Source organism: Kosakonia sp. SMBL-WEM22, from assembly GCF_014490785.1.
Taxonomy (GTDB): domain Bacteria; phylum Pseudomonadota; class Gammaproteobacteria; order Enterobacterales; family Enterobacteriaceae; genus Kosakonia.
Genome location: NZ_CP051488.1, coordinates 2469528 through 2483112 on the forward strand (window position 1 = coordinate 2469528; position 13585 = coordinate 2483112).

A 13585-nucleotide genomic window follows, 5' to 3' on the forward strand; every position below is an offset into this window, starting at 1 on the left:
CCCTCTGCCCGGTCTATGAGTCTGTTTACGGGTTGCCCCACTCCATTAAAAATAGACGGCGCGCAGAGAGAACGGGTGGGCAGCCAGTGCTGAACTGTGTTGCTATTCACATTTCCTATGAATAGCGGTCAGCGCAGCGGCAAAAGGCTATTGCATCATCTGGCGGATCAGCTCGCCGAGGCGCATCGCCGCCCGCTCCTCTTTCTCACCCCATGCCCAGGCACAGTTAAAGCGGAAAAAGGAGATCCAGTTATCGGAGGTGGAAAACATCTTGCCTGGCGCGATGCTGATATGGTGCGCCAGTGCCTGCTGACTGAGCACACCCGCATCCAGACCGTTCGGCAGCTCCAGCCATAAGAAGTAGCCGCTCTCGTTACGGTAGATTTTCACCTCCGGCGGCAGATGACGCAGCAGCGCCTGCCAGGCGAGATGTTTGCGCTCCGCCAGCTGGCGGCGTAAGCGGCGCAGGTGCGCGTCGTAATGATGGGTAGAGAGATAATCAACCAGCGCCAGCTGTAGCGGCGAACTGGTAGACAAGGTGCTCATTAATTGCAGTTGCTGAATGCGCCGCGCGTGACACCCGGCCGCCACCCAGCCGACGCGAAACCCGGCAACCAGGCATTTTGAAAAAGATGAACAGTGCAACGTCATCTCCTGCTTATCCCAGGCCTTGGCGGGTAACGGCTGTTCCCGGCCATAATAGAGCTCGCTATAAACATCATCTTCAATCAGCGTGACGTTATGCGCGGCGAGCAACTCGACCAGCCGTGCCTTTTTCTCCGGGCTAAGGGTGAAGCCGAGCGGGTTCTGGCTGTTGGTCATCAACCAGCAGGCTTTCACCGGATACTCGGTTAGCGCCTGTTCAAGCGCATCGAGATCGATACCGCTTTTAATATCCGTTGGCACCGAGAGCGCTTTCAACTTCAGCCGCTCCAGCGCCTGCAGTGCGCCGTAAAAACAGGGGCTCTCAATAATGACCCAGTCGCCCGGTTCGGTGACAGCCTGCAGGCTGAGGTTCAGCGCTTCGAGGGCACCGGCGGTGATCACAATCTCATCCGGCGAGATATTCATCCCCTGGCGGGCGTAGCGCCGGGCGATGGCGTGGCGTAACTGGCTGTTGCCCGGCGGCAGGTTCTCAATCACGCTCATTGCCCCCGCGCTCTTGCTCACTTTCGCCAGCGAGCGGTTAAGCTGCTGCATCGGAAAGAGCTTCGGGTCGGGGAAGGCCGAGCCAAAGGGCAGCACCGAAGCGTCGCAGCTGGCCTGCAACACATCGAAAATATAGGTGTTGATATCCACCGCTTCGTCGCGCATCACCTGCGGCGCAGGCGCGCGCGTTAACCCCGGCGTCGGCGCGACAAAATAGCCCGACTGCGGGCGCGCAATCACCCGCCCCTGGCTCTCGAGCAGCTGATAGGCATGCCCGACAGTCATAAAACTTAGCCCGCTGCTCGCCACCTGTTCGCGCAGCGACGGCAGCTTCTCACCCGGCCGCCAGACGCCAAGTTCAATTTGTTCAACGATTTGCTGCGCCAGGCGCTGATATTTTTTCATGGTTGTTCACGTGACCGAAGAGTACGTCATGATGGCACGCTAATGGCGATCTCGCTATATCAGTTTATAAAAAAGCGCGCAAAGCGTTGAGCTGTTATAGACAGTTACAACCATGACTCTCTGGTGAATATTTCGTGTTTCGCCTGGACTATCCTGCAACCTGCCATACCCTTGTAAGGACTGTTATATGTAAATTGCTGTCAACTGTTTCTGCAAGTCGGCGGGCGTAGTCATTAACATTGATGCCACTACATTGATTCTGAGGATGTGCATGTTTGGTTTAGATGCGTTTTACCTGGCGAGGATACAGTTCGCCTTCACCGTTTCGTTCCACATCATCTTTCCGGCGATCACCATTGGCCTTGCCAGTTATCTCGCGGTGCTGGAAGGTCTGTGGCTGAAAACCCGGAATCCGGACTGGAAAACCCTTTACCACTTCTGGTCGAAGATCTTTGCCGTTAACTTCGGCATGGGGGTCGTTTCTGGTCTGGTGATGGCCTATCAGTTCGGCACCAACTGGAGCGGATTTTCGCAATTTGCGGGCAGTATTACCGGCCCGCTGCTCACCTATGAGGTGTTAACCGCCTTCTTTCTCGAAGCAGGCTTCCTTGGCGTGATGCTGTTTGGCTGGAATAAAGTCGGGCCAGGGCTGCACTTTTTCTCCACCTGTATGGTGGCGCTCGGCACGCTGATGTCGACCTTCTGGATCCTCGCCTCCAACAGCTGGATGCACACCCCGCAGGGCTTTGCTATTGAGAATGGCCAGGTGATCCCGGTGGACTGGTTTAAGGTGGTCTTTAACCCCTCCTTCCCATACCGCTTGTTCCATATGTCGATTGCCGCCTTCCTCAGTAGCGCGCTGTTTGTCGGTGCCTCCGCGGCCTGGCACCTGCTGCGCGGTAACAACACGCCAGCGATCCGCAAAATGTTCTCAATGGCGATGTGGATGGCACTGGTTGTGGCACCGATTCAGGCGATGGTTGGCGATATGCACGGCCTGAATACGCTGGAACATCAGCCAGCGAAGATAGCCGCCATTGAGGGCCACTGGGAGAACCCGCCGGGTGAAGCGACCCCGCTGCTGCTGTTTGGCCTGCCGGATATGGAACAGGAGCGCACCCGCTACGCGGTAGAGATCCCGGCGCTCGGCAGTCTGATCCTGACCCACAGTTTTGATAAACAGGTCCCGGCGCTAAAAGAGTTTCCTAAAGATGAGCGCCCCTACTCGCCGATTGTCTTCTGGTCCTTCCGCATTATGGTGGCGCTGGGCATGCTGATGATTGGTCTTGGCGTAATGGCGCTGTGGTTGCGCTATCGTAAGCGGCTGTATGAATCGCGCCCTTTCCTGCACTTTGCGCTCTGGATGGGGCCTGCGGGGCTGATCGCCATTCTCGCCGGCTGGGTCACCACCGAGGTGGGTCGCCAGCCGTGGGTGGTTTATGGTCTGCTGCGCACCGCTGATGCGGTTTCCGGTCACGGCGATTTGCAGATGAGCCTCAGCCTGCTGGCCTTCTTTATCGTCTACTGCTCGGTGTTTGGCATCGGCTATCTCTATATGGTGCGTTTGATCACCAAAGGGCCGCAGCCGCACGACGAAAACACCACGCAGGGCACTCCGGCACGTCCGCTTTCGGCGGCAGGTGAACATCTTCCGGCTGATGAGGATAAATAATGGGTATCGATCTTCCGTTAATTTGGTTTGTCATTATCGTCTTCGCGACCCTGATGTATATCGTGATGGATGGTTTTGACCTGGGCATCGGCATCCTCTTCCCGGTAACGCGCGACGGCCACGATCGCGATGTGATGGTCAACAGCGTCGCGCCGGTGTGGGATGGCAACGAAACCTGGCTGGTACTGGGCGGTGCGGGATTGTTTGGCGCCTTTCCGCTTGCTTATGCGGTGATTACCGACGCGCTGACCATTCCGCTGACATTGATGCTGATTGGTTTGATCTTCCGCGGCGTGGCCTTTGAGTTCCGCTTTAAAGCCACCGAGGCGCACCGTCCCTTCTGGGATAAAGCCTTCCTCTCTGGCTCGCTGCTGGCGACCTTTTCGCAGGGCGTGGTGGTCGGAGCGTTTATCAATGGTTTTAAGGTGACCGGTCGTACTTTCAGCGGCGGCGCGCTGGACTGGCTGACACCGTTTAACCTCTTCTGCGGCCTTGGCCTGGTTATCGCCTATGCGCTGTTGGGTGCAAGCTGGCTGGTGATGAAGAGCGGCGAACCGCTGCAGGGCAAAATGCGCGCGGCGGCGAAAAAACTGCTGCTGGCGTTGCTGGTGGTGATGGGCGTCATCAGCCTCTGGACGCCGCTCTCCCACGGCGCGATTGCCGATCGCTGGTTCAGCATGCCGAACCTGCTCTTCTTCTCGCCGGTGCCGCTGCTGGTGATTGCGCTCAGCATCTGGCTCTGGCGCTGCCTCGGCAATGAAGAGGTACACAGACGCCCCTTCCTGCTGACGCTGGGGTTAATTTTCCTCGGCTTCAGTGGCCTTGGGATCAGTATCTGGCCCAATATTATCCCGCCGGATATCAGCTTCTGGCAGGCGGCGGCACCGCCGCAGAGCCAGGGCTTTATGCTGGTTGGCGCCCTGCTGATTATCCCGATCATTCTGGTTTACACCTTCTGGAGCTACTACGTGTTCCGCGGCAAAATCCAGCATGGCGAGGGGTATCACTGATGAAACAGCCGCTATGGAAACGGCTGATGTGGCTGGTCGTCATCTGGGGCGGAAGCGTACTGGCGCTGGCTGCCGTCAGCATGGTGTTCCGGCTATTGATGTCAGCCGCCGGGTTTAAATCCCATTAAGATCAAAGGCCGGAAACGCATTAATGTTTCCGGCCTTTTTTATGGTTTTTTGCCGGATGGCGGCTCCGCCTTATCCGGCCTACGCGGATCGAGCGATGTTGTAGGCCGGATAAGCGCAAGCGCCATCCGGCAAATAACACCTACTTGTGCATCACCACACTGCTTTCCACCGGAATACGCGGCATGCGCAGCGTCGCGGCGATATTGGACGTGTCGGCATAACCAAACGAGATACCAAACAGCAGACGGTACTCATCTGATACCCCCAGCGCTTCACGCACCAGGTCGGCATGAAAACCGAGCAGCGTCTGCGGAATACCGGCAAAGCCGCGGGCGGCTAAGGAGAGCAAAAAGGTCTGCCCATACATACCGATATCCGACGCTACACGCACGTTGTCGCCAAAGCTCGGCATAAACAGAAACGCCGCGTGCGGCGCATCAAAAAAGCGGTAGTTACGCAGGTAGTATTCACGGCGCTTCTCTTTATCATCCCGCGCAATGCCCAGCGCTTCGTAATAGAGCTTCGCCTGCTGCTGGCTGCGGTCAAAATAGTCGCCGTGGAAATCCTCATAGGCGAAGGTGAAGTCCGGCGTCTGTTTGCCGGCAATGTCATGGTCGATCATCAGCTGCGCAAGGCGATCTTTGGTCTCACCGGAGACCACGTGCACATGCCAGGGCTGGGTGTTGCAGTTGGAGGGCGAGTATTGCGCGTCCTGCAGGACGGCATGGATCTGCTCATCCGTCAACGGCGTGGGTAGAAAGGCGCGTACCGAGGTACGCTGGCGGACGGTTTCATCAAAAGCTAAAACGGGCGTACTCATAAATAGTCTCCGTGCTGAGTGTCGGCGTATCTTAACGATGAACTTCGTGCGTAAAAACACTACAATGCGCCATGGACCTTTGCGGATTACGCACAGATGAAAAATCTCAGCCAGATTAGCGCCCGCTCGATGCACCTCTTTCTTGCTATCGTGCGCGAAGGCAATCTTTCGGAAGTTGCCCGTAACGAGGGGCTTGCCCCTTCGTCATTATCGCGCGTGGTGCAGCAACTTGAGCAGGCGCTGGAAACCCAGTTGCTCTACCGCAACACCCGCGCGGTGATTGCCACCGATGCGGGTCATATTTATGCCCAGACCTTCCGCGCGATGTTACAGCAGCTAAGCGATGCGCAGACGCAGGTCGGCGAGCGGCGCGGTGAACCGGGCGGGCGTATCCGCATTAACGCCCCCATCTCCTTCGGCCTGAATCATATCGGGCCGCGCATCAGCGAGCTGAGCGAGCGCTACGCCGCCCTGCAGATTGAACTCAACCTGAACGATGACTATATCGACCCCTTTGCCGACGGCACCGATCTGCTGGTACGCATCGCCTCGCTAAGGAACTCGGAGCTGCACGGGAGGATGATTGCAAAGCAGACCTGCCACCTGGTGGCGACGCCGAATTATGTTCGCCGCTACGGCGCGCCCGCCTCGCCTGAAGATCTGCTGACGCACCGCCTGCTGGCCTACCGCGGAAAAACCGGGTTGCAGCGCTGGCGCTTTCAGCGCGGTGATCAGGATTACGCCTTCTCGCCGCAGGCGAAAATTCTGTCGGATAATGCGGAGCTGTTGTTGCAGGCGGCGCGCAACGACGCGGGGATGCTGCTCTTTCCGGACTGGCAGGTGGGCGAATTGCTCAATTGCGGCGAGCTGGTTGCCCTGCTGCCGGAGTACACCGCTTCCTACTCGCCGGGCGAGCAGTCGTTATGGATGCTCTACCCCGGCGGGAAATACCCGTCGCTGAATACGCGCACGGTGATCGACTTTCTGCTGGCAAGCTTCGGCTCGCCGCCCTACTGGCGCTACACCGCAACGCCATAAACAAAACAGGGTGGCATTGCGCCACCCTGTTTGTTATCTGTTTTTCGGTAAGGTTTTCAGCAAATCATCAGGGCTGATCGAGGCCACCACGCTACCTGGCAGCGGCATCTTGAGGATGTGATTTTTCATTTTGCCAATCACGTGCATTTCACATGGTCGGCAATCGAAACGCAGGGTCAGCACCTCATCGCCATGCACTAGCTGCATCGGCGTCGCGCGCCAGCTTTTGATATTGCCCTTCGCCTGTTTCGGGCAGAGATTAAAGGCAAAACGCAGGCAGTGTTTGGTGATCATCACCGGCACTTCGCCCTTCTCTTCGTGGGCTTCATACGCCGCGTCAATCAGCTGCACGCCGTAGCGGTGGTAAAACTCGCGCGCTTTATGGTTGTATACGTTGGCGAGGAACGAGAGATGGGTTTCCGGGTAGACCGGCGCAGGCGTCGCCACTGCTTTGCGGCTGCCGCGCTGATAGCTCACCAGACGCGCCTCTTCCAGCATCTCTACCGTTTCGCGGCGCAGCTGGTTGAGCAGGCTATTGGGCACAAACAGCGCGCCCGGCAGGTTGATTTCCACTTTCTGTGCGTAGTAACGGGTTTGCCCCAGCTTCGTCAGGCCATCTTTCAGGTTATTGAGCGCTTTTTCCGCGTTATTGGCCTCATCAAACTGACCATCCAGCGTATGGGTAACGCTGACGCCATCTTCGCTGGTCAGCGTCAGCACCAACTGCTCCTGCCAGCCGCCCAGCTCAATGTCGACGCCGATGCGTCGCTCGCTGGAGGTCTTCAGCAGCGCCTGCTGCCAGTTGTGATCGAGGTTGCGGTTGAGCGCATGGTGCGGACGCAGGGTTTTCAGCGCATCCGGCATCTCGTTCGGGAAGACGCGGTAGCGGTTCTCAGCGGTTTTCTCCGCGACGTTAACGCGGAAACCCACCACTTCACGCTTCACCAGCACGTTCAGCCCGTCGCCGTTAGCCAGCGGTTCAGTCACTTCGACGTCGAGATGATCTTTACCCACTTTCAGCACTTCACCCACCGGCAGGCCGACAAACTTCGGTGAGTCAAAGGCGCCAATATCGATTTTGCGTGCATTAACAAAGTAGTCCGTGCTACCGCGATGAAAGGTTTTATCCGTAGAGGGAATAAAGAAGTGCTCGGTACGCCCCGCGGAGGCGCGCGCCAGTTCCGGGCGATCGTCAATAATTGCGTCGAGCATCTGGCGATAGTGAGCAGTGATGTTTTTCACATAACTCATATCTTTGTAACGCCCCTCAATTTTGAAGGAGCGCACGCCCGCGTCGATTAGCGCCGCCAGGTTGGCGGTCTGATCGTTATCTTTCATCGACAGCAGATGCTTTTCATAGGCCACGACGCGGCCCTGATCGTCTTTCAGGGTGTAAGGCAGACGGCAGGCCTGCGAACAGTCGCCGCGGTTGGCGCTGCGCCCGGTTTGCGCGTGGGAGATGTTGCACTGCCCGGAGTAAGCTACGCACAGCGCGCCGTGAATAAAGAACTCGATTGTAGCGTCCGTCGCCTGGTGAATCGCGCGGATCTGCTCAAGATTCAGCTCGCGCGCCAGCACAATCTGGCTGAAGCCGACGTCGGAGAGGAATTTGGCTTTCTCTACGCTGCGGATATCGCACTGGGTGCTGGCATGCAGCTCAATCGGCGGGATATCCATCTCAAGTACGCCCATATCCTGCACAATCAACGCATCAACACCGGCCTGGTAGAGATCGCCAATCAGTTTCTGCGCCGGTTCCAGTTCATCATCATGAAGAATGGTGTTAAGGGTGATAAACACCTTCGCGCCATAGCGATGGGCGAACGGCACCAGTTCGGCAATATCGCGCAGGCTGTTGCCGGCGTTATGGCGGGCGCCGAAGCCGGGGCCGCCAATATAGACCGCGTCCGCGCCGTGAAGGATCGCTTCACGGGCGATGGCGGTGTCGCGGGCCGGGCTGAGCAGTTCAAGATGATGAGGGTGCAGGCGCATACAATCGTCGTTATCCATTATGTGCAAAATGGCGGCTATTGTAGTCACAACCGTGGCGTTACACCACCTGTCACGCCGGGAATTTGCGCCAGGCGACAAAGCTATGCCGGAATCGCTATTTCCCCCGGCGGCGCTGGCGCGTTAGTGTGGTGACAGGAACAGAACTCGTCACGTTGTGGATGTTATGGGGTATTAATCGTCGTCGTTTTTTGCCGCGGGTTCGCCTGCGGCTTTTTCTTTTGGATAGTGGATTAACGAGTGGAAATGTACGGTTTGCGCACTGCTGTTGCGATAGGCATGCGCCCGGTCGGCCGCGAATCGCACGCCGCTGCCCGCCTCCAGCGTCTGCCACTCGCCGTTGAGCTGCATATCTAAAACACCGCCGATCACGACCACATGTTCGATCACCCCTTTTTCGTGAGGCGTGGATTCACTCAGCGCGCCCGGCGCGAGAGTGATGGAGAAGAGATCGAAATGGAGCTGTTCATCCCAGGGAAAGAGCGGCGTGATCACCATCGCCTGCCGATCGGGGTCGTAAGCGTGCGGCGTGTCGCTCTGCGGCGGCGCAATAAAGGTTGAGAACGGCACATTTAAGCCGGTAGCAATTTTCCACAGCGTCGCGACGGTCGGGCTCGACTCGTTACGTTCGATCTGCCCAAGCATCGCTTTAGACACACCGGTCTCTTCGGCGAGTTTTGAGAGGCTCCAGCCCCGCGCCTGACGCAGCATTTTCAGGGTTTTTGCCAGATAATCCGCGATATTCATACCGCCTCCGGGAAATTAAACGCAGCGAGTATAGCGCAGCGTTTCTATTTTAGAGAGCGAAACTAAAGCGAATGTAACTGCTCATATCGTTTGCGGTACTCTCGCGGCCCGACGTGGTATTGCTGATGGAAAAGACGCGAAAAGTAGAGCGCGTCGTCATAACCCACCACCTGGGCGATTTGCGAAATGGTTAGCTGCGTATGCTGTAATAACATCGCCGCCCGGCTCATCCGCTGCTTTTCCCGCCAGCCCCAAATCGTCATGCCAATTTCCTGGCGAAAAAGGTGTGCCAGCCTCGAAGTCGAAAGATAGGCTTTCGCCGCCAGTTCGCTAATTGTCAGTTTAGCCGCCAGATTCTCATCCAGATATTGGCAAATAGCGTTAATGCGCGGGTCAACCGAGGCGCGATTGCTCGCCGGCTGCTGTTTGAAACAGTAAAGCAGCGCCTTTTCCAGGCTATTCATGGCGAGGATTTTATCGACTCTGTCTGGCGAGGAGTTAAGCCGAATCACCTCCTTTACCGCTGTTTTTAGCTGCGCGATAAAATCCGCATCGGCGCTTTGCGTCAGGCCAATCTGATGCCAGTTTCGATCCCATTTCAGCCAGTCAATCCAGTAGGGACGCGGCATAAAATAGATCCACAGGTGATCCCAGTAACTGTTGTGTGCTTCACGGCCATAGTGATGCGGGCAGCCCGGCGGAAAGAGCAAAATATCGTTTTCCCGGCAGATGAACGTTTCGTTATTACGGTGAATAACCCCTGCGCCGCGTAGGGTGATATTTAAAATATAGCCCTTCATTCCCTGCTGGCGATTAATAAAAAAATCCAGCTTATTGCCTTTGACGATAGGCGTATAACCCGCCACCAGATAAGCATTGAAGGTAAAGCTGCGCATTAAGGGCGAGTAGATCAGCAATTCATCGTCGACGTCATTCATGGGAAGTGTTTGCGGCCACATTATTGAGCGTCCTTACGCTAGCACAGGGTGAGAGAAAAAGCCGCAGCCGCCTGCGGCGAGTCATTTATTTGGCAAATACACCACGCGAGAGATCCGCCGCCACGCGGTCATAAAAACCATCCAGGTTATAGAACCAGATCAACACCATATTCAGCATGGCGAGGATAAACGGGAAAAAGATAAACAAGAACTCAATCATATCAAGCACATGCTTTGATTGATGAGCATTGCCGCCGCTGACAAAACCGGCCGCGCCGAGGATCCAGCCCACGCTTGCGCTGCCCAGCCCCATGCCGAGGGTCTGACCTAACGTTCCGGCGCTGAATAAGATCCCCTCAATGCGCAGCCCGGTTTTCCACTCGCCGTAATCAATGGTGTCCGCAAGGAAGGCGAACATGGTGGCACCGATGCCGCAAAAACCGATACTGCGCACCACGGTGGCGAGAATGACAAACAGCGAGCTGGTCTTATCAATTAACGGCAGTAAATAGGCAATGCTGCAAATGGTCAGGCCGAGCAGCGCTAAATTGCGCTTACCCAGCCGCTTAATGAGATAAGGAATAACTAATAGCGTGATCAGCCCTGGCAGGTACTGCGCCACGCTAATCCACGACATCATTGAGACATCCTGCAAAATATAACGCGAGTAGTAGACACTGGTGGTTGAGAGCGCCGTTAAGCTGGTAAAGGTGATCAGCAGATAAAAGAAGATCATCAACCAGTAGCGGTTTTTCAGCATCGATACAGCAACGACCCCCGCGCGGATATTGTTGCGATTCTCCTTATTGACCGGTTTAATGCGCTCTCGCGTCCACGCCGCAGTGAGTAACAGGCATAAGGCGGTAAAGAATCCAAAAATAGCGAACACAATTATCCATGAGGTATGGCTATTTCCGAAGGCGGCGACCAGCGGCAGCGTAAAGGCCCCAACCGTCAGCGAACCGCAGGTTGATAAGCCTTTACGGAAGACGCTTAAAATACCGCGTTGGTAAGTATCGCGGGTTATCAGCGCCAGCAGCGAGCCATAGGCAATATTGTTGGCGGTGAAAAAGATGTTCGCCAGTAAATAGGTGACGCAAACATAGATAATCTTGCCGCTATCGCTGATGCCCGGCACCGTGGCCATTAAAAACGCCGACAGTCCAAAGGGTACGGCGGTCCACAACACCCACGGCCGCGCTTTACCCAGCCGGGTATCGGTTTTGTCGATACGGATGCCGACAAAGACACAGATAATGCCATCCACCACACGGGCGAAAAACATCAGCGACCCAACCAGCACCGCTGAAATACCAACAACGTCAGTATAAAAGTAGGCCAGAAATGTCACCATCAGCGTATAGGTTAAATTGGTGCCGTAATCACCCAGGCCAAAGGCAAAACGCTCACGAAAACCGGGCGTGCTGGTCTCGCTTTGCTGCTCTTCAATCGTTAATGCACTCATTTTGCACTCTCCACGAGAATAATTTGCACATCCCAACCCTTGAACGTGATCACCTCATTTTGCCTGAGGCTTTTTCCGCTAAATAGCAGCCGCCCTGCCGGTTCAGTAAAGGTGACGGTTTGCGGCTCGCTACTGTAGTTGAAGTAATAGAGAAGGCTATTCTCCTCTTTATCAACGCCGCGCTTGATAATCACCGGGAAGCGCTCTTCTGGCATGGTGTTGTGCTGATAAAGGGTGTTGCGCAGAACATAGCGATACACTTTTTCCAGCGCTGCGGGGGTTATATGGCAGCCAATATAGGTCGCCGTTCCCTGCCCGTATCGGTTGTGCGTGATTGCCGCATACTGCTGCCAGTAAGGATGTTCGTAACGTGCCAGCACTTCGGTATTGTCGTCAGGGGTAATTAACTCCATCCAGTCGCTGATTTGCACCTCGTCGGCAGAAAGGTCGAGGCTCTCTGAATGCAATAAGGTGCGGTCCGGATCAACAAAGAGTTGATAGTGGGCGCCGATCGCTTCGCTGATAATTCCCGGCTGTACGCAGGTGCGCACTTTCATATGCTCGTCGGCAAAGGCGGATTTGAAGGAGAAAATAGCGTGACCGCCCTGCGCAATATAACGATTAATTTCCTGTAAGCGCTCGTCGCTGACGCTGTATAGCAGCGGGAAGATCAGCATCTCATAACGGAACAGGCGCGGATCGTCGACGGCGATAATATCCACGTCGATATTCATCTTATAGAGCGTGTCGTAATAGTCGCGGAACAGGTCGTTATATTGGTGCAGCGCATCGCGGCTAAACTGATGGCCGCGGAAAGGGTGCCAGTCGATGGCGGTCAAACATTCATTACTGATCACTAGCGCCACCCGGCTGCGGCGTGAGAAACGCGTTACGGTTGCCGCGTGCTGCTTGAACTCGGTGCCAATCGTACAGGCTTCGTGATAGACCGGATTGGGTTGCAAATCGTGGCTGAGCAACCCTTTCCAGTAGGTTTCGTACGAGTTGTGAATCGAGTGCCAGTGCCAGTAACCCAGCAGCCTTGCACCGCTGGCAACATGGCTCCAGGCCTGCAGGCGCAGCTGGCCTGGAAATGGCGTCCACTCTTTAAAGGCCTGCGCCTGGGTTTCCAGCACAAAATAGGGCTGGTCTTTTGTCACCCTCGCGAGATCGCCGGTAAAAGAGATTTCCGCACCCGTGAGTTGAAACTGGCTCGGGTGATAGACATCGACGCCGGTAATATCCAGCACACTGGCAGTTTTAAAATGATCGACCTCGGCGCGAATACCATACGACCAGTTGCGCCAGTCAAAATCAAAGTTGTGGGTAATAAACTGCGTATCGTTTTTATAGCCTTTCACAATCTCAGCCTGCCAGCCGAGAAAACGCGTCACCAGCGAGCGCTGAAATTGTTTAAAGGCGCAGCCGAGACTGGCATTAATGGTGCCCTCAATTGGCGGGAAATCTTCCCAGGCGTCGATGCGGTTACTCCAGTAATCGAGGCCAAAGGCGTGATTCATCTCCTCAGTACTGTTGTTGAACTCTTTTTTGAGGTGTTTCACGAACTCGATTTGCGCCCCGGCTGAGCAGGTGTCGTAATATTTGGTTTCGTTGTCGATCTGAAAGCCAATGACTGCCGGATGGTTCGCCGTTGCCGCTAATAAGGCGCGAATAATACGCTCGGCGTACCATAAAAAAGCGGGATGGGTAATATCCATCTTTTGCCGATGACCGTAGATATTTTTCCCGCTACTGGTGGTAGCCATCACATCCGGATATTTTTTTGCCAGCCACGCCGGTAAGGCATAGGTCGGCGTGCCGATAATTACAGCGATACCGTTTTTATGCATCTCATCCAGTACGGTAAGCACGGAACTGAAATCAAACTCCCCTTCCTGCGGCTCAAAGGTGCTCCAGGTGCTCTCGGCGATCCGCACATAATTAATTCCTGCCTCTTTCATCAATTTAATATCTTCATGCAGGCGTTCCACGGGCAAATATTCGCGGTAATAGGCGGCACCAAACAGTAATTTATCCATCAGCTTCTCCTCATTGTTACCGGCAACATATCGCAGAACATTCCGGGCCGGATGAAATTAGCTGCTAGCAACATTGAGAAATCTGCTATCGCCACCGGGAGCGGAGTTGGCTCACATTTTTATCGGTGAGAGATGGACAAAAGAGACCATTTCGCCTTGTGCGCTA

Annotated in this window: 11 protein-coding genes; 4 read left to right on the top strand and 7 right to left on the bottom strand. The window is 55.5% G+C overall.

Features of this window, described 5'->3' with window-relative positions; genetic code table 11:
- Window positions 1-147 precede the first annotated feature (147 nt).
- Window positions 148-1554 (bottom strand): PLP-dependent aminotransferase family protein, encoded by a 1407-nt coding sequence (locus tag HF650_RS11710; protein ID WP_187802520.1) that lies wholly within the window; start codon window positions 1552-1554, stop codon window positions 148-150.
- 271 nt (window positions 1555-1825) lie between these two features.
- Here HF650_RS11710 and HF650_RS11715 point away from each other — a divergent pair, with 271 nt between their 5' ends.
- Genes HF650_RS11715 through HF650_RS11725 form a run of 3 tightly spaced genes read left to right on the top strand, consistent with a single transcriptional unit; the run spans window position 1826 to window position 4364 of the window.
- Window positions 1826-3226, top strand: a complete 1401-nt coding sequence (locus tag HF650_RS11715) for a cytochrome ubiquinol oxidase subunit I (protein WP_187802521.1) — start codon at window positions 1826-1828, stop codon at window positions 3224-3226.
- Window positions 3226-4236, top strand: a complete 1011-nt coding sequence (cydB, locus tag HF650_RS11720; RefSeq protein ID WP_042718231.1) for a cytochrome d ubiquinol oxidase subunit II — start codon at window positions 3226-3228, stop codon at window positions 4234-4236. The genes HF650_RS11715 and cydB overlap by 1 nt, the downstream gene beginning before the upstream one ends.
- Window positions 4236-4364, top strand: a complete 129-nt coding sequence (locus HF650_RS11725) for a DUF2474 domain-containing protein (protein WP_023478887.1) — start codon at window positions 4236-4238, stop codon at window positions 4362-4364. Before cydB ends, HF650_RS11725 begins: the two co-directional genes overlap by 1 nt.
- A gap of 140 nt (window positions 4365-4504) precedes the next feature.
- On the opposite strand, the gene HF650_RS11730 is transcribed toward HF650_RS11725, so the two are convergent.
- Window positions 4505-5185, bottom strand: a complete 681-nt coding sequence (locus tag HF650_RS11730) for a nitroreductase (RefSeq protein WP_187802522.1) — start codon at window positions 5183-5185, stop codon at window positions 4505-4507.
- Window positions 5186-5281: 96 nt separating this feature from the next.
- Here HF650_RS11730 and HF650_RS11735 point away from each other — a divergent pair, with 96 nt between their 5' ends.
- A complete protein-coding gene (locus HF650_RS11735) occupies window positions 5282-6223 on the top strand; it encodes a LysR family transcriptional regulator (protein ID WP_187802523.1) in 942 nt (313 codons plus the stop codon).
- A 33-nt stretch (window positions 6224-6256) separates the two neighbouring features.
- Here the strand turns inward: HF650_RS11735 and HF650_RS11740 are convergent, their stop codons facing one another.
- The 5 genes from HF650_RS11740 to HF650_RS11760 all read right to left on the bottom strand — a co-directional run bounded on the left by HF650_RS11740 (window position 6257) and on the right by HF650_RS11760 (window position 13419).
- Window positions 6257-8215 carry a U32 family peptidase gene (locus tag HF650_RS11740; RefSeq protein WP_187802524.1) on the bottom strand — a complete coding sequence of 653 codons (1959 nt, stop codon included), beginning with the start codon at window positions 8213-8215 and terminating at the stop codon, window positions 6257-6259.
- A 192-nt stretch (window positions 8216-8407) separates the two neighbouring features.
- Window positions 8408-8980, bottom strand: coding sequence for an XRE family transcriptional regulator (locus tag HF650_RS11745; RefSeq protein ID WP_187802525.1), 573 nt, complete (start codon window positions 8978-8980; stop codon window positions 8408-8410).
- A 62-nt stretch (window positions 8981-9042) separates the two neighbouring features.
- Window positions 9043-9939 carry an arabinose operon transcriptional regulator AraC gene (araC, locus tag HF650_RS11750; protein WP_223284305.1) on the bottom strand — a complete coding sequence of 299 codons (897 nt, stop codon included), beginning with the start codon at window positions 9937-9939 and terminating at the stop codon, window positions 9043-9045.
- Between the two features lie 64 nt (window positions 9940-10003).
- Complete coding sequence (locus HF650_RS11755; RefSeq protein WP_187802526.1) at window positions 10004-11383, bottom strand: MFS transporter; 1380 nt, start codon at window positions 11381-11383, stop codon at window positions 10004-10006.
- Window positions 11380-13419 carry a beta-galactosidase gene (locus HF650_RS11760; RefSeq protein WP_187802527.1) on the bottom strand — a complete coding sequence of 680 codons (2040 nt, stop codon included), beginning with the start codon at window positions 13417-13419 and terminating at the stop codon, window positions 11380-11382. The genes HF650_RS11755 and HF650_RS11760 overlap by 4 nt, the downstream gene beginning before the upstream one ends.
- Window positions 13420-13585 lie beyond the last annotated feature (166 nt).